The organism is Chengkuizengella marina, assembly GCF_009910845.1.
Classification (GTDB): Bacteria; Bacillota; Bacilli; order Paenibacillales; family KCTC-33759; genus Chengkuizengella; species Chengkuizengella marina.
In genome coordinates this window covers 12,258-35,027 of the sequence record NZ_SIJB01000015.1, presented here as the reverse complement: position 1 = coordinate 35,027, position 22,770 = coordinate 12,258, and the positions used below count along the sequence as shown (strand labels likewise).

Here is a 22,770-nt window from a genome sequence, read left to right as displayed (position 1 = left end):
ATTAATCTTATAGCAAATTTACATAGAATTTACATGTATATTTATAAGTGCATATTTCTAATGAATATATTCATAAGATGGAGAGTCATATGCTAAATTATCTTTTTCATACGTATACCAGAATTCAATATTTGTTCCCGCGCTTAAATTATGAAATTCATACTCCCAGATTCCTCCATTATTGACTGTTCTTACACTCAAATGATCAGCATGATTTATTTTGTAATGAATATCTACCCAATTCGATGTTGCTGAATTACGTGTAAACTTGAATATTGCTGAAGTAGCACTTGTTTTTACAATTTCAATGGTGTAATCCTCCTCAACAATGACATCTTCGCCACCTGGTGGGTTAGTTGTCACAGAAAGAATATCACTGGCTACTGATACGTTGCCAGCTTCATCTTTCGCAACGATAGTAAATGCATAAGTTGTATCTCCTGTTAGTCCTATAACGGTATATGATGTGCCTGCTGTATTATCCTCGAATACTCCGTCTTTGTAAATCTCATAACTTACTACCCCTACATTATCTGTAGACGCTGTCCATATTAAATTTATTGTTGTTTCACCTACTGCTGTTGTACTCACATTTGTTGGAACACTAGGAGGTATTGTATCCGGTTCACCACCATCAGAGCCAAATGAATATTGATACTCAGGTGAATCAATTGCAAGATTGTCTTGCTCATACGTATACTTAAATCCAATAATATCACCAGAACTTAAATTGGTAAGCTCATACATAAAGCTTCCTCCATCGTTGGTTGTTCTAATGCTCAACTGTCCTGCATTATTTATATTATAATGGAAATCTACCCAATTAGATGTCCCTGAAGTACGTGTAAGTTTAAATAAAGCTGAAGTCGCACTAGTCTCAACAATTTCAATGGTATAATCGTCTTCAACAATGACATTTCCAGTTCCTGCATCAGTTGTAGTTACTTGAATCGCATTACTTTCTGATGATACATTCCCAGCTCCATCCTTTGCCACTACGGTAAACGTATACGTTGTATTTTCTGTTAGTCCTGTTACAGAAAGTGAAGTGCCTACTGTACTATTTTCAAACGCTCCGTCCTTGTATACATCATAACCTGTGACTCCCATATTATCTGAAGACGCTGTCCAGGTTAAATTCACCATTGTTCCAGTTACTGTTGTAGTACTCAAATTTGTTGGGGGAGATGGTGCTTCCGTATCTTCTTCAGGACTTTGTCCCATAACATAACTGAAATATTGGGACAACATACCAACACCTGCTGTATCAATCGTATTGTATCTATATGTCAAGGTTCCATTTTCAGGTACCTCAATGGTTGTTTGAAAGACTCCATCTGCATCTTTAATTAAATTATATCCAACTTCGATGTTATTTTCTTGTATTAATAAAATCACTTCATTAAGACTTGCATAAGGTTCAACTATAAAAGTTGCTCTAGTTGGTGTGGTTTCAACAATTTTTTGTGTATACGCTGGACCCGATTCAAAACCAGAACGTAGATCAGTCTCTTCACTTTTCCCTGATTCATTTCCTTCTGCATCTCTTGCAACAATCTGGTAAACATAAAATGTTAATGACTCTAAACCAACGTCCTTAAAGTTTGAATCCTCTGTAGTTGCCACTTTTATTCCATCACGATAAACATCATATTCCACGGTTAAGATATTATCCGATGAATCATTCCAATCTAAATGGATAGATGAATCAGTTTCATCAATACTTGTTATACTCGTTGGGATAGAGGGTGCTTCCGTATCTATAATCGTTGTCGTTACATGTAGAGGGGCACTTTCTCCCGAGATGGTGTCCATATCCCTTGCTTTTACTGTAAAGGTATATGTTGTTGTTGGAGATAATCCTGTGATTTGTGCTTCTGCTTCCGTTGAAGAGTCCACATAACTGCCGTTTACAAATATATCGTAACCAACAACTCCTCGATCATCTGTGGAAGGCTCCCACTCCAATGTCACATAATTTGAAGCTGTTCTTTTTGCACTGAGCCCTACTGGCACAGACGGTGGATTTGTATCTGGAATGTACACTCCCTGATCAGTATTAAAACTCTTTGGTGCGACAGTGATCTGTTGTCCGTCGGAGAAGTTTACGATCTTAATTTCATTCGTCATATTGTAAACAACATAAGTTTTATCTCCATTATCCGATTTAAATACCGTATAAAATGGATAATCGGCTTTTACAGTTCCATCTACAGAACCCAGATTGATTAAAGAGTGAATCCAGCTATACGTAAAGGCTGCTGAGTTCCCTGCTTCCACTTTAAACAATCCATCCGGTGAACTCGCAATTGAGTTGTTCATTAATGCAAGCGCTTGGGTTGGATCTGCTAAGGCTAAATACATCCATTGTAAATCATCCCAAAATTCTTCAACGTCATAGTCATATAAAGGATTTCCAACTTCTTCAGCCCGCCCCCATACTTCAAATAAAGGAAGCTCATCCTGTAAGCTGTTATAATTGTTTAATACATAATCTGTATCATGACCTAAATAAAAGGATCCACCGTGAAGCGGCAGCCAGAGAATTGCGTGTCTTTGTGCAGGGTTTTTCGTCCAGAAAGTAGTATTATCTACTTTACCACCCCACACAATTGTCGTGGCAACCTGATCCCATTCCTCTGGATAAATATCTTGATTCATATCAAAATAATATTCATTGGATGCATCTACTTCAGAAGTGTATAAATAAATACCTAAATCCCTAATTTCTTCACCTTCGGCTTCTCTTCCAGGTAATGTGGATAGTAACTCACCCCACAAAACAACTCCTGTCCACGCATTAATTGCTTCAGAAACAGACTCTTGGTTATTGCCTGAACCGAATGCTGCTTTACCATCTGCCCATGAGTGTCCAGCATAAGGATCAAAATTTCTTAAAAACGGGAACAGAGGATCATCTCGATCAGGTGAAGCAACATTTCGAATGATTAGGTTCACCATGTCTCCATATTCTTCTAAAAACTGTTCATCTACTCTAGCAATTTCAGCAGCCGCTTTTATGAAATAACCATAATGAAAATGATGATCTGTAATATGCTGAGCACTCCAGAATCCTTCTCTATAACCAAGCATTGCCCCCCACGTATCGTTATAATAGAAGAACTCTTGATTATCTAGATTTCCATTTTCATCCGAAGCCGTTAACCAATCTGTAACCATAAACTTTGCTTTGTCCAAGGCAATTGCTGCTAAATCCTCAAAATCACTTTTATGTGTTGGTTCACTCACTTTACTTGCTAAATCCTCTGCAAGACTAAATAAAGTCGTTAACCTCGTCATCTCTTTCCCTGTAAAATAGGTATCTACAATCCCTGGTATGGATAAAGGATCATCAGGGTTAGGAAAGTGACGATTGATCTCTTCTTCTAAATAGAACTTCAATTGATTCATATTTTCTTCACTTAAATCTCCCAAATAAGGTAAAGATGGCAGTATACCAGTATACCTATCTTCCGTTGTAAATGAGTTGCCAATCAATGTTTTTAATGTACCTTGCATGGAACCATACGTATAACCTGTAAAATCTGCATCCAATCCTCTCCATTGTGTAGGATACAATGCCATCAATGTTTCAGTTGGTGCAGCAGCTTCTTTTGGAGTGACCGTAAATGAAAAGTTTGTATATACTTTACTTTGAACTTCATCATAAGACCAATTCACTGTTGTATCCGTAATAAAAGAATATGCAAAGGATTTCATTTGATTGAAAGCGGTGATCGCTTCATCTCTTTTCTGAACATCCGGAAGCAATACAAGAGAAAAATAGTCTTTTCCTGCGGGCAAATTATTGACTAACCTGGTTGTACCGATACCTGACCATGTAGAACCTGTTGGACCAAATAATCCATAGTAATTTCCATTCGCTATGACTCCAATCATAGCGTCATTTTCTGAACCAATAAATAATTCTGGCACTGTTTCGAAGGTTAAAGAGGGATTTCCTCCTTCATATTCTGCATATACATAGGGTGAACCGTGTCCATAACTAACACTCATTCCTAAACTACCATCATAAAAATCTGCCGTGACAAACCAGTCACTGTAACCACCAGTTCTTGCTTCTGGAAAATGAGCTACATTTGAATTCCCTAACACAAAATCATTGCTGGTACCTGTAGGCAGATCCGCCATTACGGTTGATTGTTCTGGATAAATGACAGGATTTATATCCGTAGGACCAGGTATACCTACAATCTTTGACCTGCCTGGATAATAAATTTGAATCCCCGTATCTTTGGGCTTCATCGCTAATGGATGAGGATACTGCGAGTTACTAAATGTATCCCAGTTCATGTTTGTCCACCAATCACTAGTAGGAGTGGGTTTCCATGATGGTGCATCAGGACCCGATACATTGGATGAGATATCAGGTTGTGGTTCTGGATATGCTAGTTCATGAGGTTGAAGACCCCACTCCGGTGGTCTATCCTCTTCTAGGGGTAATACGGTTGTATAACTTCCAGCACCTACTTGTACCTCCCCATTAAATCCAAATGACATCATAGGAAATATTGAGAAAACTAAACAAATGGATAAAAATAAAAGACCTGTTTTTTTCAATTCAAAATCCTCCTTTTCATGTTTTCTAATGCCATCCAAAAAAATATATTCACTTCGATATCATATCTACATCACTCCCTTCACAAAGTTCACAATAAAATCCCTTGAATTCTATATGAATAGTGTGTTTTTTATTAATGAGATTGCATACATTTAACAACGTATCAATGAAAACGTTTTCATAAATGCGATTTCAATATTATATATGAATCATTGTTTATATTGAAGTCAATACAATGAGCAAAAATACAAATTATATTATAAAACCGGAATGAGTATGTGATTAGTGAGATATATCCAAAATACGAGGAATAGTTCATTATAATTTATAGAATAGTAGAAAAATTAAATATATTTTTTTACAATGCAACATTTTAGAGTGATATATAGCATAAATAAATTATACAGAAAACGAGAAATCCTTATTTTTTAAAACCATATCTTTTCTTAATTAAAATACTTCCATATGAATAAACGAGGTTTATTAATGGGTTATCCCTCATTTTGAAGTGGCACTCATAGATATATTACTTAGGTAATTTCGGAGTGATTTGAATGATTAAATTTGCCAGTAATCAAGGTAAAAATATCGTATACGCTGAAGTAAGAGGATGGAATAGTTTAAAGTTAGAGGTGAAGAGTTTATGGTCTATCTATTCAGATAGACCATATTAGTTATAGGCAATCTCAAAAAGAGTAAAGATTTTAAAAATACCCATTGATTTTTTTACTCATTGACTTTAGGATCAAAGGCATCGCGCAAGCCATCACCAACAAAATTAAAACTTAATACTGTAATTAAAATCATTAACCCTGGGAATGTTGGATACCACCATGCTTTTAACATAATAGTGTAGTTTTGAGCATCCTGTAACATGTTCCCCCAACTAGGTATCGGCGGCTGAATTCCTAAACCTAAGTAGCTAAGTCCCGCTTCAGCTAATATGACACCCCCAACTCCTATGGTAGCCGCAACAATAATCGGACCTACCGCATTAGGTAAAATATGTGAGAAAATAATTGTACCACTTTTAGCTCCAACTGTTTTAGCTGACAGTACAAACTCTCGTGTTCTTAGAGAAAGAAACTCTGCCCTCACTAACCTAGCTGTTGTCATCCAACCAGTCGAAATAAAAATAAGAATTAATTTATCCACACCTGGTTGAAAGATCGTAACTAACGTTATTAATAGGAAAAGGGTCGGAATGGCATAGAGTGTATCTATGAATCTCATTAAAATGGAGTCAATCCATCCTCCAAAATAACCAGCAACGGATCCTACAATTGTTCCTATCGTTATTGCGCCTGCAATAGATGCAAAACCAACGAATAATGATATTCTTGCTCCGAATAAAATCCTTGTCAATAGATCTCTTCCAAATTTATCAGTCCCCAATAAATGTTCCTCACTAGGAGGTTGTAGCTTATTTAATAGGTTTTGCTCTTCAAATGTGTATGGAGTTAACCATGGAGCAAATATAGAAGCTAAAATAATCAGACACAATATAATCGCCCCAATAACTGCTAACTTATTTTTAAAAAACTTCCGCACGATTATTTTTAACATGGTATCTGGTTTATGTTTAAGATTGGGGTTTATAAGTTGTTGTTTTGTTGTTTCAGGTACTGTATTGATTTGTGACATATACTTCCCCCCCTTTAATATTCAACCCGCGGATCAGTGATTGCATATAATATATCGGCAATGATGTTTCCTAATACAACGAACACTGATGACAATACGGTTAATCCCATAATCACTGGATAATCCCTGGAAAATGCAGATTCAATAAAAAGTCTTCCAATACCAGGCCATGAAAATACAGTTTCAACGATGACAGATCCACCAATAAATGTCGGCAGCAATATACCAAAGATTGTTATTATAGGAGTCAATCCATTTCGAAGACCATGTTTGTAAATCACTGTTCGTTCCTTGAAACCTTTTGCCCTCGCTGTTCTCATATAATCCTGTTTCGTTACATCAAGCATACTTGATCGTGTATGACGTGTTAATGTAGCCATATCAGCAGACGCTAACACAAATGCAGGTAATATTAAATGGTGAATGCGATCCCACACATTAAAAGGAGCATCTAAAGTTGACACACCACCGGTAGGAAACCAGCCTAGTTTGACTGAAAAAAACATGATTAACATTAAACCTAACCAAAAGTTTGGTGTTGCTAGTCCCAAAAAAGATATGACTGAAACACTATAATCCGTCTTTGAATATGGCCTAGTAGCCGAATATATACCAAAAGGAATAGAGATTAAAAATGCAAAAATAGTAGAAACTAACATCAGCAAAAGTGTATTTGGAAGTCTGTTCATGATTAACTCAGTAACCGGGGTACCTTTTTTCAATAATGAGGACCCAAAATCTAATTGCAACATGTTACCTACCCATTTAAAATATTGAATATAAATAGGATCATTCAACCCATACTTTTCCATAAATTTTGCTCTATCAGCAGGGCTTATGTTTGGATCCATCAGTAAACTTGTTGGATCTCCTGGAGCCATTTGTACAATTGCAAAAGAGATAATCGTTATTCCTATCAACAAGGGAATAGCCATTACAAGTCTGCGAATAATATACGTTGTCATCTTGCAACCCCCTTCTTTTTTACTTCATTTTAATATTTATCCTTAAAAAGGGTAATTTATTAAAAGGTTTTTACTTCTAATAAAAAGAGAAGGGAGGGGATAACCCATCCCTTCTCTACTAACTTACTACTCCTGTTTTAACCACCATTCATGTGTACGATAAAGATCATTTCTTGCGTGGAAGATATAACCTTCTAGATTTTCTGGCATGGCCTGATGTGTATTTGGATAATATAAAAATGTATACGGTTGATCTTCTGCAATAATTTTATAAATATCACCATAAGCTTGTTTATACTTATCTCTATCGATAATTTGTTTTGCTTCCTCTATCAATACGTCTGCTTCCGGATTAGAGTACCAAACGAAGTTAAGTCCTTCTTCTCTTTGACTTGAATGGAAAATATCATATTGGTCTGGGAATGTTGATAATGCCCAACCTAAAACTAATGCATCATAATCCCAATTTGGTGCTGAAATGGCTTCAATATATGCACTCCACTCCATAATATTTGGAGTTACTTCAATGCCAATTTCTTTCAACTGTTGTTGTAATACTACAACAATATCTTCACGAATTTTATTTCCTTGATTCGTTTTAATTTCAAACGTAAATTTTTTGCCGTCTTTATCTAAAATTCCATCTCCATCAGTATCTGTCCATCCAGCTTCTTCTAATAATTGCTTGGCTTTGTTTACATCATATTCAAATACTGGAACATCACTATTATATGCCCAAGAAAGTGGACTTTCCGGTACGTTCGCTACTTCACCATCTCCATTCAAAACTCCATCAATAATGGCTTCACGATTAATCGCATGGGTTAGAGCTTGACGAACTTGTTTGTCTTGGAACAGCTCATTTTTTTGATTATAACCTAAATACGTATAAGCTAAAGAAAGTCCTGATTCAATTTTCACTCCTGCTTCAGGTGCCCATTCTTTAACCGTTTCAATATCACTTCCTGGAACTCCTGGGAAATAATCAACATCACCTGCTTGTAGCTGAGCAATTAGTGCATTAGCATCCGGAACAATTTTATAAATAATCGCATCAAGATATGGTTTACCTTGGAAATAATCGTCATTACGAACAACCTTTACATATTGACCGTCTTTCCACTCTTCAAATTTAAACGGTCCAGATCCAATTGGCGTTTTCGTATTAAAATCATCCTCACCTAAATCACCAATAGGTACATCTTTTAGGATATGTTCAGGTAAAATCTCATAGCTTAATGTAGTTGGTAAAAATGTTGCATCCTTTTGTTTTAACTTAAATTCAACAGTATATTCATCAATTTTTGTAATGGTATCTATCATTTCAAAACTTGAAGCACGCTCTCCAACATAATCTTCACTTATAGGGATACTATACGTAAATACCAAGTCATCCGCAGTTAATTGTTCTCCATCATGGAACTTTACATCGTCTCGAAGGGTAACCGTATACGTCAAACCGTCCTCCGTAGTTTGAATATCGGATGCTAAGTCATATTCAACTTCAAAACTTGTATCTGAGCTAACAGGCGCTGAATAAATTAACCCTTCTATATCAGAACTTGCAGTATCTGTTGAATATAATGGATTAAATAATGTTGGCGCACCTATTGAACCCATAATCAATGTCCCACCATATTGTGGATCACCACTTGCCTGCTCCTCATTTGTTGCTTCTTCATTTGTCTGTTCTTCATTTGTTTCAGGACTTTCATCAGTAGTTGATTCAGTTCCACAAGCAGATAAAAATAATGAAAAAACTAATGTTAGACTTAATAAAAGCCATGTTGCTTTTTTTAATTTCACGATCTTACTCCCCCTTAAATAAATGTAGTTGAATCAAAACCATTAAAAAACATCATTTTTTTCCTTTCTATCCCCCCCTTATATTCATATACAAGAATTTTTTATAGGCACTCAATTATATAAATGGCAAGCAACATAATGTTCTTTTTTAATTTCTTTAAATTTTGGAATGATTTGCTTACACTCACTTGTTGCTGCCGAGCACCTTGTATGAAATACACATCCACTAGGTGGATTTGCTGGACTTGGCAAATCACCTTCTAAAACGATACGTTCCCGTTGCGTAGTTCCTTTTTTTCTTGGAACCGGTACTGCAGAAAGTAACGCTTGTGTATATGGATGAAGTGGTTCTGTATATAAATCTTGTTTAGGAGCTAGTTCCATTAAATTACCTAAATACATTACACCAACCCTGTCACTAATATGCCTAACAACACTTAAATCGTGTGAAATAAATATATAGGTTAATCCGAACTCTTCTTGCAGGTCTTCCATCAAATTAATAATTTGAGCTTGAACAGAAACATCGAGGGCAGATACAGCTTCGTCGGCAATAATTAACTCTGGATGAAGCGCTAAAGCGCGAGCAATGCCAATTCGTTGCCGTTGTCCACCTGAAAACTCATGTGGGTATCGATTAATAAAAGAAGCATTTAAACCCACTTTTTCTAAAAGCAATCCAACATGTTCATCACGTTCTTTGCCACTATACTTTTTATGAACGTTTAAAGGTTCTTTTAAGATGGAACGAAGTGTTTTTCTAGGGTTTAACGAAGCAAATGGATCTTGAAAAATCATTTGTATATTTTTTCTAACACTTTGTCTAAGTTCAGCTTCCCGTAGATGAGAAATATCTTGCCCCTTAAAAAGGATCTGACCATCAGTAGGTTCATACAACCTGATAATTGTTCTTCCAATTGTGGATTTTCCACAACCAGACTCACCAACTAAACCGATCGTCTCACCCTTTTTAATAGAAAAACTTATGCCATCTACTGCTTTTATATAACCTGACGTTTTTTGTAATAAACCGCTTTTAATTGGAAAATGCTTTTTTAGTTCATGTACTTCAAGTATATTATTTGTGTCAGTTTTCTGAATTATTGGACTTTTTTCTGCTTGTACACTCATTTTCCTACCTCCTCTTGTTCATATAAAAAACAGCGTACAGAGCGAGAGAGTTTTTTTGATAGTGTAGGCATTTCTTGAAAGCAACGATCAAATGCCTTTGGACACCTAGGAGCAAAGCGACAACCCTCAGGTAAGTTCTCAGGGGGGGGGACGTTTCCTTCAATCGATTGTAATCTAGAAATCTCCCCTTCAATAGATGGAACGGATTCAATAAGTCCTTCTGAATAAGGATGAAGCGGATTTTCAAACAAATCTCCTACTGTTGCTTCTTCAACAACTTGACCACAGTACATCACAACGATTCTATCTGCTATCTCAGAAACAACACCTAAGTCATGTGTAATCAGTAAAACAGATGTACCAAATTTATTACTTAACTGTTTCATAATATCTAATATTTGAGCTTGGATAGTAACATCAAGAGCAGTTGTAGGCTCGTCAGCTATTAACAGCTTAGGGCTGCAACTCATTGCCATAGCAATCATTACTCTTTGTCTCATTCCACCTGATAATCTATGGGGATAATCATTAATCAATTCTGCAGCTCTGGAAAAACCAACCATCTCTAACAATTCTATTGCCTTTTGTTTTGCTTTAGACTTTGACATCTTTTGATGATAGATTAAAACCTCTATTATTTGTTGCCCAATGGTTAGAACGGGATTTAATGAAGTCATCGGTTCTTGAAATATCATTGAAATTTCATTACCACGAATTTTCAACAATTCCTTTTCTGGTAACTCTATTAAATCAGTTCCATTATAAAGTACTTGGCCGTCAACTATTTCACCACCTGGACTTGGGATAAGCCTCATAATAGAAAGAGATGTTATACTTTTACCGGAACCAGATTCACCAACTAACGCAACTGTCTCTCCTTTTTTGATGGTTAGATCAACACCATCCACAGCAGGAATTGTTTGTTTTTTTCTAAAAAAATGTGTTTTTAAATTCTTAACTTCTAATAAAGCTGACATTTTTATCTCACCTTCCCACTATAGAGTTATTTTTTCTCTTATATCACGAATTTCAGATAATTTATAAATTATTTTTTAATAAGACTTATAGAATTCAGTATACATATTTATGCATGTAAGCGCTATATTTTTTTATTGGAAATATTTGTAATAGTTGAAAACATGGCACTATTATCATATATTCTATGTAGATAGAAGAAATCCTTTGGGCGTAAAAAAAATTTATATTATTTCCTTTATGAAAGTACAATTTACGTCCCCAGCAAGCAGCTCTATAACCAATAATTTATGTAAATAAAAATGGTTCAACATAATAAAAAGCACTCATTATTAATAATAATTCATGCAGAATGGAGATACATTATGAACATCCCTTATAATATGAATTACACTATACACGCTGATAGTTTAAGAGAATATCCAGAAAATAGAGAACAAATGTTAAAAGGCATACAATATTTAAAAGATAAATTAGATCTTGAAGAAAATATAATAGACCAAGCTAAACTATTGGGAAATATAGGTGCTTTTTTAAGAATTGTTAATAATCTAAAAGAAGCCGAACATTATTTACTCAAAGCGATTAAATGTTGTAAACAAGAAAACAATCACCTTGGATTATTTATTAATCAACTAAGAATTTCACACGTGTATCACTGGAAACAAAACTATGCAAAAGCGAACCAAATGTTTTGTGAATTAGTAAAAATGGTTGAAAATGAACCAAAATATATAAACTATAAAGATTTTGTATACCAGCATTATGGGAAATGTTTGTTTGATCAAAAACGACTAGATGAAGCATTAATATATTTTTTAGAGGCACTTCGTATTAGAAAAGATAAAAAAGAAAATTTATTAATAGAGTCTAGTGAAAAAGCAATTGAAAAATGTAAGGAGAAGATGAGGAACTAACGGCAATCTTTCACACCTTCATTTCAGACTCAGCTTCTCCTAAGAGGTATTCTAATGCATTTTAAATGAGGTATATTGAAGCAGTTCACGAATTATCGATTAAGTATTTGAAAGATTGCTCTATATATTCAAAATCAGTTGCACCTATAATAGAATCAATGGTGTTTCCATTTTGATCAATAAAGTATAGCGAAGGAAAGCCAAAATCACCATAATTCTTATAATGCTCACCTGTTTTATCAAGAAGAATTGGGTACTGAATTTGATGCTCGTCTATATATTTCTTCACTTCTACTAAATCATCCTGATAGATTAGATTTATACCGTAAACATTTACTTCATCTTTATACTTTTCATAAAGTTCTACAATTTTTGGAGCGTCTTCATTACAATACGGACACCATGAAGTGAAAAATAATAAGACGGTTGGTTTCTCATTAAAATGAACAGTAAAAGGAGATTCATTTATATCTACAAGTTCAATTTGAGGACCATCAACTTGACTATTCAGTTCTGTGCTTGTCATTGTATTAGTTATTATATAAGTTAATAGAACAGCAACTAAAAAAACAATAACAATTGAAATCATTTTATTTAAATTATTCATCTTTTAAACTCCTTTAAAATATAAATGCCGCTATTTATTATTATCGGATTCTATGAAATGATTTTAAAGGTTTATAGTTTAAGTGATATATTAATAAATGAGAAATATTTATTATTTAGGGAGGTTTTTTCATATGAAAATAAGATTAAATAAATATAGAATAAAAGATGGAAAAACGAAACGTGTAGATGAGTGGATGGAGTTACTAAATCATAATATGGATGATGTACTTCTAATTTTAAAAAATGAAAATTTACATATTGAAACTATGTTTCGTGAAAAAAGCGAAGAAGGAGAGTATCTATATTGGTATGCAGTTCAAGGTGAAGGTAACATAGATGTAAACCTTACCGAGGATGAGATCAGTAAAAAAAATAAAATCATTAAAAAACATATGGAATTTTGGGAAGAGTGTATTGATCAAGAGCATCATACAACGCCTATTACTACGGATGTAGTTATGGTTCCTGAGAATATTAGAAAAAGTATGATATAGAAAGGAACCTATTCTAAATCATTCATAAATTAAATTATGTGAAGCAGTGTTGTTCATAACCAAAACTCTATTTATTTTCGTTCAGGCCATCATTTAAAGTCTTGATTAAGACCACCAGTTAGAGTTTGGATATTCATCAGTTTGAATGTATACTGCTTCTCCTATTTTTGGGGTTGAAATTTCCACCTTCCTCTTTGCCGCTTCTTTTGTCACACGTACAATCGGATCCGTCCATTCATGTAAAGACAATGTAAAAGCTGCCCAATGAATCGGAATCAGTATTTTCCCTTTTACATCTATTTGAGCCTGAACTGTTTCTTCCGGAGTCATGTGAATTGCGGACCATCGCTTATCATATTGTCCACATTCCATCATAGTCAAGTCAAATGGCCCGTACTTTTCCCCAATTTGAGCAAAATGAGACCCAAAACCGCTATCTCCACTGAAGAATAAATTCGTTGTTTCACCACTTATAACCCATGAACACCATAATGTCTTATTACGATCATTTACACTTCTTCCAGAAAAGTGAATAGATGGTGTACAAGCAAAAGTGAGGTTATCAAATTGTATTTCTTCCCACCAATCCATTTCATCAATTTTTTCTTTAGCTACTCCCCAGCGTACTAAATGACTCCCTACTCCAAGTGGAACATAAAACATTCCTACCTTATTCTTAAGTTTTTTTATTGACCCATAATCTAGGTGATCATAATGATCATGTGATAAAAGAACAGCATCAATAAAAGGGAGATCCAGAATTTCTATCGGTATTTTTTCACTGTAACGATTTCCTGCAAACATAGGGAATGGAGTAGGTGCTTTTCCTAACATAGGATCTAAAAATAACGTTTTTCCTTCAATTTCTATTAAAACAGCAGAATGACCAAACCAAATGACTTTAGCTTTTGAATTGTTAATCCATTGATTTGTTTCAATAGGTAAAAACGTTCCTGGTTTTCGGTTTGTTTTTTTTGTTAAATAGTCTTTTATTAAAGTAATGGAATCCTCTAAGCTAATTTTCATTGAAGTAGATGATGGATTTATAAATTTATTGTTATTATAGTTTTTAGATGCAGTATATTTGTTAACTTCTACTCTTGAAGGACTTTTACCAAAAGGTGGATATAATTTTAAAAAAAAGATAATGATCAGTACCACTAGTAAAATGGTTAAGTAAAAAGATAACATGCTAATTCTCCTTGTCTAGAAATCTCATTTTAACTACATAAAATGTATACAATATTTTTAGATATATAAGCTTTGTTTGTTCAAATAAATCTAAAAAAGTTATTTTTTTGTATTCTTGACGTTTCAATATATTATTATAAATTTTCATAATTTTTGCATAACCAACTACCCTTATACCTTCTTGAAAAGCAATAATCTTTCCCACCCATAAACAATTAGGATAATGCTCAGCAGAAATAAATGTGATTGTACCTAAAACCTCCTCACCTAAATCTAAGATGTTGTCATGGCTATAGTATTGATGCTCACCAGTTGTTAAATAGTGTTCATTAACTAAATGTGCAGGTCTATATCCTGACATAGTTCCCCTTGTTCTACCACCTTTTCAAGTATATACTAAAATAGCCAGTAGAAGATAAGTCAACTTATAATGAAAACCCTTTATGAGTCTATAGAAAACAAATAAGACCACCATTGGCAGTCTTATTTAAACACTATACTTATGTCACTTGGATTTTGGTTCCTACGCCGCTGAAAAAAACTTAAATATATGTGTAGCTACAACGCCACCTAAATATACTCCACCAACACCGACAACCCCTGCTAAAACAGGTGGAGCGGGCAACGGAAGTTTTATCGCTTTGAACACAATGCCAATAATCATACCTGCTAATAAACTTAAAATAATTTCTTTCATGATGATCACCCTTTTCAAAGTTAGTATGAACTGTTTGAAATTTCCCCTTGTACAATCGCTACCCCAGAGCTTGCACCTATTCTAGTTGCACCAGCATTAATCATCGCTTCAGCATCTTGCAAACTTCTAACTCCACCGGAAGCTTTGACACCGATATCTGGTCCTACTGTATTTCTCATTAATGAGATATCTTCTACTGTTGCCCCACCAGTTGAAAATCCTGTTGAAGTTTTCACAAAATCAGCACCAGCTTTTACAGATAGTTGGCAAGCACGTTGTTTTTCTTCATCCGTTAATAAACATGTTTCAATAATCACTTTTGTTAATGCTTTTTCTTTAGCTGCTTCTACTACAGCACGAATATCTCTCTCCACTAACTCATCATTTTTATCTTTTAATGCCCCTATATTTATAACCATATCAACTTCTGTAGCACCGTTTTCAATTGCATTTGTTGTTTCGAATGCTTTTGTTTCTGGTGTATTAGCTCCTAATGGAAACCCTATTACTGTACAAACATCAACACCTGTATCTTTCAATAATTGACTTACTGTTTTAACCCAAGTTGGATTTACACAAACGGATGCAAATTGGTACTCTTTTGCTTCATGACATAATTTTTCTATTTGTGATTTAGTTGTTGTTGGGTGTAAAGCAGTGTGATCAATCATCTTTGCTAATTTCTTATTCATTTTCATTCCTCTTTTTCTATTATTTTAAATTTTTTTGCCAATTACTTGACAACTTCTTTATATATTAAAGCAGGTGTTTCCACTTGTTCATCTACAATGGAATAGGCATCTTGTATTAAACGTATCACTTCGTCTACATCTTTAGAGTTAGAATGAATGGTCACTAAAGATTCATTGTTATCTACATGGTCTCCAATTTTTTTCTTTAATACTAGTCCTACTGCTAAGTCAATTGTAGATTCTTTTGTTTTTCTGCCTGCTCCAAGCAACATAGCTGCTGTACCGATTTGGCTTGCTGTAATTTTTGAAATGTATCCTGCTCTTTTTGCCAGTACTTCTACTTTATATTTTGCAGTAGGCAATTGAGTTGGATCATCAATCACTGAAGCATCCCCACCTTGTGAAGACAAAAATGTTTTAAATACTTCTAATGCCTTTCCAGATTCCATCACATCTTCTAACATTTTACGTGCTTCGTTAATATCATTAGCTTTCCCAGCCAGTGTTACCATATAACTTCCTAACGTCAGACAAAGCTCGTGTAGATCAGCAGGACCTTTTCCTACTAATGTATCTATGGCTTCCTTCACCTCAAGTGAGTTCCCAATTGCAAAACCTAACGGTTGGCTCATATCTGATATAATGGCCATTGTTTTCCTACCTACACCATTACCGATGTCAACCATAGCTTCAGCTAAATCAGAAGCATCATCAAGATTTTTCATGAAGGCTCCATCACCTGTTTTAACATCTAACACAATCGCATCTGCACCCGCAGCAATTTTTTTGCTCATAATGGAACTTGCTATTAAAGGAATCGAGTCTACTGTCGCAGTTACATCACGCAATCCATATAAATTTTTGTCAGCTGGCGTTAAATTTGCACTTTGACCAATGACAGCTATTTTATTCTCATTTACTAGTCTAACAAACTCTTCGTTATTCAATTCAACATGAAATCCTGGTACGGATTCAAGTTTATCTATCGTTCCTCCAGTATGGCCTAGACCACGTCCTGACATCTTTGCAACTGGTACCCCAACTGCAGCAACAAGAGGGGCAAGCACAAGGGTAGTCGTATCTCCAACTCCACCTGTACTGTGTTTGTCCACTTTAATTCCGTCTATTTCTGACAAGTCAATGACATCGCCTGATTTCACCATGGCATCGGTTAAATATACTCTTTCATTCTTCGTCATACCCTGAAAAAATATCGCCATACTGAATGCTGACATTTGGTAATCAGGTATTCCCTTAGAAGTATAACCTTCAATAATAAAATTGATTTCCTGTTTACTTAGCTCATGTCCATCCCGTTTCTTAGCAATCAGATCCACCATTCTCATGTTTTAACTCTCCTCCTTATGTTCTTTGAGTATATTTAAAATAACATTCCTGCAATTGAAGCACTTAATAAGGATGCAAGCATACCAGCTAAAACGGCCTTAAATCCAAGCTTAGCTATTTCCCCTCTACGATTTGGAGCTAAACCTCCAAGTCCACCAAGTAAAATGCCAATTGAAGAAATATTAGCAAATCCACAGAGCGCAAAACTAATAATAATCCCAGTTTTAGGTGATAACGTATCTATTTCAGGACCAAAGAAAGAATATGCAACAAACTCATTTAAAACAAGCTTTTGACCAATATATCCACCTGCCTGTACTGCTTCTTCCCACGGAACACCGATTGCAAATGCAATTGGAGAGAATACATATCCTAAAATGCCTTCAAGCGTTAGATTCTGAAAGTTGAATATCCCTCCTATCCAACCTAAAAAACCATTAAACAGTGCAATTAATGCAATAAATGCTAACAACATCGCTCCGATATTCAATGCCAATTGCATCCCTACACTTGCACCTCTTGCCGCTGCATCAATTACGTTAGCTGATTCAGTGTCCTTTACAATTTCTATGTCATCAGACACTGCAGACTTCTCAGTTTCAGGCATCATGATTTTAGCTATGATTAATCCAGCTGGAGCAGCTAAAAAGCTAGCAACTAGTAAATATTCTAATGGTACACCAAGTAATGTGTAACCGATTAAAACTGATCCAGATACTGAAGCTAATCCCCCTGTCATGATTGCAAATAATTCAGAACGAGTCATTTTTGCTAAATATGGCTTGACTACAAGCGGGGCTTCGGTCTGTCCAAGAAAGATATTTGCTGCAGCAGATAAAGATTCTGTCTTACTCGTACCTAATAATTTTGAAAGTGCACCACCAATAATTTTAATAATGACTTGCATAATACCAGCATAGTACAAAATAGAAACAATAGCAGAAACAAAGATGATGATTGGTAATACTTGAAATGCAAAAATGAATCCAATATCCTCTTTACCAATTAACCCTCCGAAAAGAAATTTAATACCATCATCCGCAGAGCTTATAATTGAATTGACTATATTTGTTAATGTTTCTAAAAAAACTTTACCAGGTTCAAACTTCAAAATTATAAAACCTAACATAATTTGTATTGCTAAACCTCCAAAAACTGTTCGTTTACTAATCGCCTTACGATTACTTGAAAATATGAAAGCGATGCCAAAAACAACAGCAATACCAAAAAAACCCCATAAAATATCCATCTGCAACACCTCATTTTTCTGTATAGTCTACGTTTGTCCACAAGTGGAAGTTATGAATATTCAAATTACTTCTACAAACTGAATTATAACAGAATATGAAATTTTGTAAATATAAAATTGAACACTTGTAAAATAGTCAGTTCTTAAAAACAAAAAAACCTTACAGCTCTTAAACTGTAAGGTTAAATTTCAACTAAAGGAAGTACGATTATTATCCTTAAATCACTTTAACATTTATCTCTTTAATGCTTATCAATTAGGAATTGAGCTGTAAATTGATCTGTTACAAGAACATTTGTAAATCCACCTTTGAGCGCCCCGTAAATGCCTTCCACTTTTTGAGCCCCACCAGCAACTAAAATAGAATATTCTTTCTTTTTTAATTCGTCCAACGCAATCCCTAGTGTTCTAGCGTTTAATTCTTTACTGCAAATTTCTCCATCCCTATCAAAAAACTTAGAACAAATATCCCCGACTGCTTTTGAATAAATCATTTCTAGGTCTTCATCTGTAAAATAACCCAGTTTAAATAACAAAGATTCAGACTTAATTGGTCCGATGGTATATAGTGCTATATTGGATTGTTTTCCTAATTCTAAAATCTTGTTAATATGTCGATCTGCTTCCATCGCTTGTTTTACAACGACATGATCCACAATAGCAGGTAAAGGCAAATGAATAGGAGAAGTTTCAAACGCCTTTCCGAAAAGATATAAAATCTCATTTGCATACGTATTTGTTTCTGAATGGCTGACGCTTCCCTTTAATTGGACAACCTTCACATTTTTAACTGCTTTTTGTTTTAATTCAACAGCTACATGATGCATTGTAGTGCCCCAAGTTACACCAATAATGTCATCGTCTTTAACAATTTCGTGCAAATAAGACGCTGTTTTCTCACCTAAATAAGTTTTAATAATGCCATCTTCATATTGAGGAACATGAGTCACAATTGCTTTTTTAAGATTGAACTTTTGTTCAAGTTTTTGTGACAAATTTTCAACATTTTCTGTTGGATCTTTAATTTTTATTTCAACAATACCTTCTTGTTTAGCTTGCTGTAGAAGCCTTGAAACTGTAGGCCTAGAAATACCTAGTTTCTTGGCAATATCGTTCTGATTATAGTCTAATAAATAATATAATTTTGATACTTCAATCATTTTATTAAGTTTTTCTTTTTCCATCACATCACCCAATTATAATAACAAATTTGTCTTCTTTTTATTTTAACAAAAAATGAAATAAATTTCATTTCATGTTTTTACACTAAAATGAATAAACCCATAAAAACTTAAAGATACTACAACTACCTAGCTTTTTATTATTATGAAACTTTGAGGTAATGTATATGAATATTGCAATCTGGCCGCACATCATTTCAATGCCGATCTACTTCGGGATTCTAATGTTTATCATTTCTTTTTTTCGAAGACATTACAAACTATCAGCGTATTTTTGGATTGCTATGTTGTTTACTTTTCCGTTATGGATTATTGGTGGAGTTGAGGGTTGGTTCAGATGGGCTAAAATCTTAAGCGTTTTAATACCAACCATCATAGTAGGTTTTTCTCGTATCGCTGTTTACGAAGACAAAAAAGGGAAGATATGGAATTTTCTAAAATCAGAGCAGTTTCTATGGTTCTTTTACGCTATTTTATTTCTTAATATTCTAGAAGCCACGATAAAAGATGCAACGATGGGAAACAATTTTAATGCTTTAACTGGACTACTCCTTTGTGTCACCATTCCCTTTGCTCCAAAATTTTGGAAAATTACTACATCTAAATATGGTGATTTAATTGCATATACAACCGCTTCTTGGAATTTCCTTTATACGTCATGGAATGCCTGTTTTGTTTATGCAGAAAGTCCTGTCTATTTCGCAAGTTCACTAACCATCTTATTAGCAGCAGAAATATATCCCATTATAAAAAAACGACCAGAGTTGTACATCACAGCGCGGGTATATACTTTAGCGGCACATCTAGTTCTAAGAGCATCTTTTGATGTATTCCCGCAAGTCATGGATGCATCTTCTTGGTTTAACTCAGATGTGTTATATACTTGGGGGCTGATTAATTTCATTTTAATGGTTCCATATTTATTCTGGCATATGTGGCAACTACACACTGGAAAATCAGAAAAAAGCTTTACACGCAACAGAGGTATGAGATATTAATTTTACAGTTACTCATACCTCACATCTGTAATCGGAAAATATGGGAATTGTTTACTCAAGAAATATGCAGCAGAAAGCATTACAATAAAATAAAGTAAAAATAAGAGATCAAACTTTGAAAAAGAAATTTTATAATAAAACGTACGGTTTTTTACTTGTGAAAAACGTTTCGCTTCCATTGCAACGGCTATTCGATGTGCCCGACGAATACTTTGAGACAACATTGGAATGGAATATACACGAAGTTTTTCATAAAAACCTTTAACTCCACGTTTATGTTGCACGCCACGAACCTTCATAGCATAGCGAATGGTTTGAAATTCCTCAAACATAATAGGGATCAAACGTAAACCAGCCATAAAGCTGTATGCATATCTAGGGGGAAGCTTCATTTGCTGCATTAAAGAATAAAATAGATATACAGGACGAGTAGTTAAAGCAAAGGTGATCCCAAGACCAGCAAATGTTAAAGCACGGAGTCCAAGATGAATACCTCTAAAGAAACTCTCTTCCGTAATATGAATCAATCCCCATTTAAACCATGTTGTATCCCCCTTACCAAAAAAAATCATAGATGTAGCAGAAGAGATAAATATAAATAAAAAGGGGAGTAATATAAGTAATACTCTTTTAAAGGGATGACCAGAAAATATTAAAAATAACAACAACGTAACAATAGTATAGTTCAACATGAAGTTAATATTGTGAATAAACAGCACGGAAAGAAATAACACAACCATGGTCATGAGTTTAAAGCTAGGATTTAATTTATGAAGCCAGGTTTCCTTATACTTAAAATCAAACTGCATCTTCTTCCCCCTTTATTTTTCAAAAAGCAACTTTTTTGATGGTTTTTGAAAAAATTGTTCTGGTGTACCATCAAACATGAGCGCACCATCTTCAATCTTCCATACTCTAGTTGAAAAATATTGAACAACTTCCATACTATGTGTCACCATTAAGACTGTTGTTCCCTGCTGACGCCAATGTTCAATTAACTCTAAAATTGTAAACGTGTTTTTTGCGTCTTGACCAAATGTTGGTTCATCCAACAATACAATCTTTTGCTCTTTCACAATAGCTGCTGCTACGCTTAACCTACGTTTTTGGCCCATGGATAATTGATACGGATGTTGATCTTTTTGCTCTTGTAAACGGAATTCATTCAATAATCCTCTCACTTTTTCAGCGATTATTTTCCCATCTAATTGATCTAAAAGTAAAGAATAAGCTATTTCCTCATAAACAGAATTCGTTACAAATTGAAATTCAGGGTTTTGAAAAACAAACGTCATATAATCCGTTAATTTATTTATGTTTTCAATCGATTGCCCTTCGATCATATACCTGCCTGTTGTTTTAATAAGTTGCATGAATGAATGAAGTAAAGTACTTTTCCCTGCCCCATTCTCTCCTACGATAGTAATCCATTCTCCTGGAAAAACATCGACATTTCCAATCTTTAATTTTACTGATTTTCCTCGAAAACCTCTAAATTGTGATACGGATATTAATTTATGCTCATATCCAGGTTCAATTGGTTTTTGTTTATTCTCTCTTTCAATATAATCCTCCCAAACTCCTGGATACCAAATCCCTTGGTCAATTAACTGCTGTTTATACGTAGTCATGATATCGTCTTTTAGTCCATCAGCAATGATTTCTCCTTGTTCATTAAATAAAATAATGCGCTCTATAAAATCTAACACATGATCGATTTTGTGCTCTACGATAAATACAGTCTTATCGCTAGCAACACTTTTAATGGTATCCCAAATTTGCTCCGTACCTTCTGGATCAAGCATCGCTGTAGGTTCATCTAGAAATAAAACTTCAGGTTGCAGCGCCATGACAGAAGCGATAGCTAAGCGTTGCTTCATCCCTCCAGACAACGTCTGTACTGGCGTATGAAGTTCTTCCAAATCTAGTCGTACCATGTCCACATATTTCCTTATTTCTTCTAACATTTCATTTCGAGGTACTTGTAAGTTTTCTAATACGAAGGCAATTTCCTCGTCTACAAAAGGCATACAAAATTGAGTATCTGGATCTTGAAAGACATATCCCCATGAATTAGGTGTTGTAATATGATCTGCTTTGATTGGTACTTCAATTGAATTTGGAATAAGACCTGATAATACTTGTAAAAGTGTTGATTTACCACACCCAGATGGACCTAATATTAATACTTTTTCACCTTCATAAAAAGAAGAGGAGACATCTTTAAACAATAAAGATGAACTCCCAGCAAATTTTAATCTTAAGTTTTTCACACTAGCTATTTGTGACATT

At 34.5% G+C, this 22,770-nt stretch carries 19 protein-coding genes; 3 read left to right on the top strand and 16 right to left on the bottom strand.

The features are described 5' to 3' along the window. Window positions 1-57 precede the first annotated feature (57 nt). The 6 genes from ERL59_RS06155 to ERL59_RS06130 form a co-directional block, all read right to left on the bottom strand. Window positions 58-4,581 (bottom strand): glycosyl hydrolase, encoded by a 4,524-nt coding sequence (locus ERL59_RS06155; protein ID WP_160645314.1) that lies wholly within the window; start codon window positions 4,579-4,581, stop codon window positions 58-60. A 727-nt stretch (window positions 4,582-5,308) separates the two neighbouring features. Then, window positions 5,309-6,226 (bottom strand): oligopeptide ABC transporter permease, encoded by a 918-nt coding sequence (gene opp4C, locus ERL59_RS06150; protein ID WP_160645313.1) that lies wholly within the window; start codon window positions 6,224-6,226, stop codon window positions 5,309-5,311. A gap of 14 nt (window positions 6,227-6,240) precedes the next feature. Continuing rightward, window positions 6,241-7,191, bottom strand: a complete 951-nt coding sequence (locus ERL59_RS06145; protein ID WP_160645312.1) for an ABC transporter permease — start codon at window positions 7,189-7,191, stop codon at window positions 6,241-6,243. Window positions 7,192-7,317: 126 nt separating this feature from the next. Next, window positions 7,318-8,997, bottom strand: coding sequence for a peptide-binding protein (locus tag ERL59_RS06140; protein ID WP_160645311.1), 1,680 nt, complete (start codon window positions 8,995-8,997; stop codon window positions 7,318-7,320). Window positions 8,998-9,108: 111 nt separating this feature from the next. Then, window positions 9,109-10,128: an ABC transporter ATP-binding protein gene (locus ERL59_RS06135; RefSeq protein ID WP_160645310.1), complete on the bottom strand. Its 1,020-nt coding sequence runs from the start codon at window positions 10,126-10,128 to the stop codon at window positions 9,109-9,111. Then, window positions 10,125-11,105 carry an ABC transporter ATP-binding protein gene (locus ERL59_RS06130; protein ID WP_160645309.1) on the bottom strand — a complete coding sequence of 327 codons (981 nt, stop codon included), beginning with the start codon at window positions 11,103-11,105 and terminating at the stop codon, window positions 10,125-10,127. The genes ERL59_RS06135 and ERL59_RS06130 overlap by 4 nt, the downstream gene beginning before the upstream one ends. 363 nt (window positions 11,106-11,468) lie before the next feature. Here ERL59_RS06130 and ERL59_RS06125 point away from each other — a divergent pair, with 363 nt between their 5' ends. Continuing rightward, window positions 11,469-12,020: a tetratricopeptide repeat protein gene (locus ERL59_RS06125; RefSeq protein ID WP_160645308.1), complete on the top strand. Its 552-nt coding sequence runs from the start codon at window positions 11,469-11,471 to the stop codon at window positions 12,018-12,020. Between the two features lie 85 nt (window positions 12,021-12,105). Here the strand turns inward: ERL59_RS06125 and ERL59_RS06120 are convergent, their stop codons facing one another. Then, window positions 12,106-12,627 (bottom strand): TlpA family protein disulfide reductase, encoded by a 522-nt coding sequence (locus tag ERL59_RS06120; RefSeq protein ID WP_160645307.1) that lies wholly within the window; start codon window positions 12,625-12,627, stop codon window positions 12,106-12,108. A 133-nt stretch (window positions 12,628-12,760) separates the two neighbouring features. Between ERL59_RS06120 and ERL59_RS06115 the strand changes: the two genes are divergently transcribed. Further along, window positions 12,761-13,123: a DUF6176 family protein gene (locus tag ERL59_RS06115; RefSeq protein WP_160645306.1), complete on the top strand. Its 363-nt coding sequence runs from the start codon at window positions 12,761-12,763 to the stop codon at window positions 13,121-13,123. A 105-nt stretch (window positions 13,124-13,228) separates the two neighbouring features. Here the strand turns inward: ERL59_RS06115 and ERL59_RS06110 are convergent, their stop codons facing one another. The 7 genes from ERL59_RS06110 to ERL59_RS06080 form a co-directional block, all read right to left on the bottom strand. Then, on the bottom strand, window positions 13,229-14,149 hold the full coding sequence (locus ERL59_RS06110; protein ID WP_407925686.1) for an MBL fold metallo-hydrolase: 921 nt from the start codon (window positions 14,147-14,149) through the stop codon (window positions 13,229-13,231). 166 nt (window positions 14,150-14,315) lie between these two features. Continuing rightward, window positions 14,316-14,675 (bottom strand): hypothetical protein, encoded by a 360-nt coding sequence (locus ERL59_RS06105; protein WP_201763488.1) that lies wholly within the window; start codon window positions 14,673-14,675, stop codon window positions 14,316-14,318. Between the two features lie 162 nt (window positions 14,676-14,837). Continuing rightward, the gene (locus ERL59_RS06100) at window positions 14,838-15,011 is read right to left on the bottom strand and encodes a XapX domain-containing protein (protein ID WP_160645304.1); all 174 of its coding nucleotides are present in this window, start codon (window positions 15,009-15,011) and stop codon (window positions 14,838-14,840) included. 20 nt (window positions 15,012-15,031) lie between these two features. Then, window positions 15,032-15,703 (bottom strand): deoxyribose-phosphate aldolase, encoded by a 672-nt coding sequence (gene deoC, locus ERL59_RS06095; RefSeq protein ID WP_160645303.1) that lies wholly within the window; start codon window positions 15,701-15,703, stop codon window positions 15,032-15,034. Window positions 15,704-15,744: 41 nt separating this feature from the next. Next, complete coding sequence (locus tag ERL59_RS06090; protein WP_160645302.1) at window positions 15,745-17,049, bottom strand: pyrimidine-nucleoside phosphorylase; 1,305 nt, start codon at window positions 17,047-17,049, stop codon at window positions 15,745-15,747. 35 nt (window positions 17,050-17,084) lie between these two features. Then, window positions 17,085-18,299, bottom strand: coding sequence for a NupC/NupG family nucleoside CNT transporter (locus ERL59_RS06085; protein ID WP_160645301.1), 1,215 nt, complete (start codon window positions 18,297-18,299; stop codon window positions 17,085-17,087). Between the two features lie 242 nt (window positions 18,300-18,541). Beyond that, window positions 18,542-19,483 (bottom strand): sugar-binding transcriptional regulator, encoded by a 942-nt coding sequence (locus tag ERL59_RS06080; protein ID WP_160645300.1) that lies wholly within the window; start codon window positions 19,481-19,483, stop codon window positions 18,542-18,544. Between the two features lie 164 nt (window positions 19,484-19,647). Between ERL59_RS06080 and ERL59_RS06075 the strand changes: the two genes are divergently transcribed. After that, window positions 19,648-20,478, top strand: a complete 831-nt coding sequence (locus tag ERL59_RS06075; protein ID WP_201763487.1) for a hypothetical protein — start codon at window positions 19,648-19,650, stop codon at window positions 20,476-20,478. A gap of 8 nt (window positions 20,479-20,486) precedes the next feature. On the opposite strand, the gene ERL59_RS06070 is transcribed toward ERL59_RS06075, so the two are convergent. Together ERL59_RS06070 and ERL59_RS06065 are read right to left on the bottom strand one after the other, a co-directional pair. Continuing rightward, window positions 20,487-21,287 (bottom strand): energy-coupling factor transporter transmembrane component T family protein, encoded by an 801-nt coding sequence (locus tag ERL59_RS06070; protein WP_160645299.1) that lies wholly within the window; start codon window positions 21,285-21,287, stop codon window positions 20,487-20,489. 12 nt (window positions 21,288-21,299) lie between these two features. Further along, window positions 21,300-22,769 carry an ABC transporter ATP-binding protein gene (locus tag ERL59_RS06065; protein WP_160645298.1) on the bottom strand — a complete coding sequence of 490 codons (1,470 nt, stop codon included), beginning with the start codon at window positions 22,767-22,769 and terminating at the stop codon, window positions 21,300-21,302. Window position 22,770: the final 1 nt, after the last annotated feature.

Coding starts and splice junctions, on each gene's coding strand:
- ERL59_RS06105 (WP_201763488.1), bottom strand. CDS start 14,675: ATGTCAGGATATAGACCTGCACATTTAGTTAATGAACACTATTTAACA.
- ERL59_RS06080 (WP_160645300.1), bottom strand. CDS start 19,483: ATGGAAAAAGAAAAACTTAATAAAATGATTGAAGTATCAAAATTATAT.
- ERL59_RS06115 (WP_160645306.1), top strand. CDS start 12,761: ATGAAAATAAGATTAAATAAATATAGAATAAAAGATGGAAAAACGAAA.
- ERL59_RS06100 (WP_160645304.1), bottom strand. CDS start 15,011: ATGAAAGAAATTATTTTAAGTTTATTAGCAGGTATGATTATTGGCATT.
- ERL59_RS06085 (WP_160645301.1), bottom strand. CDS start 18,299: ATGGATATTTTATGGGGTTTTTTTGGTATTGCTGTTGTTTTTGGCATC.
- ERL59_RS06130 (WP_160645309.1), bottom strand. CDS start 11,105: ATGTCAGCTTTATTAGAAGTTAAGAATTTAAAAACACATTTTTTTAGA.
- ERL59_RS06125 (WP_160645308.1), top strand. CDS start 11,469: ATGAACATCCCTTATAATATGAATTACACTATACACGCTGATAGTTTA.
- deoC (WP_160645303.1), bottom strand. CDS start 15,703: ATGAATAAGAAATTAGCAAAGATGATTGATCACACTGCTTTACACCCA.
- ERL59_RS06135 (WP_160645310.1), bottom strand. CDS start 10,128: ATGAGTGTACAAGCAGAAAAAAGTCCAATAATTCAGAAAACTGACACA.
- ERL59_RS06065 (WP_160645298.1), bottom strand. CDS start 22,769: ATGTCACAAATAGCTAGTGTGAAAAACTTAAGATTAAAATTTGCTGGG.
- ERL59_RS06075 (WP_201763487.1), top strand. CDS start 19,648: ATGAATATTGCAATCTGGCCGCACATCATTTCAATGCCGATCTACTTC.
- ERL59_RS06120 (WP_160645307.1), bottom strand. CDS start 12,627: ATGAATAATTTAAATAAAATGATTTCAATTGTTATTGTTTTTTTAGTT.
- opp4C (WP_160645313.1), bottom strand. CDS start 6,226: ATGTCACAAATCAATACAGTACCTGAAACAACAAAACAACAACTTATA.
- ERL59_RS06110 (WP_407925686.1), bottom strand. CDS start 14,149: ATGAAAATTAGCTTAGAGGATTCCATTACTTTAATAAAAGACTATTTA.
- ERL59_RS06070 (WP_160645299.1), bottom strand. CDS start 21,287: ATGCAGTTTGATTTTAAGTATAAGGAAACCTGGCTTCATAAATTAAAT.
- ERL59_RS06145 (WP_160645312.1), bottom strand. CDS start 7,191: ATGACAACGTATATTATTCGCAGACTTGTAATGGCTATTCCCTTGTTG.
- ERL59_RS06090 (WP_160645302.1), bottom strand. CDS start 17,049: ATGAGAATGGTGGATCTGATTGCTAAGAAACGGGATGGACATGAGCTA.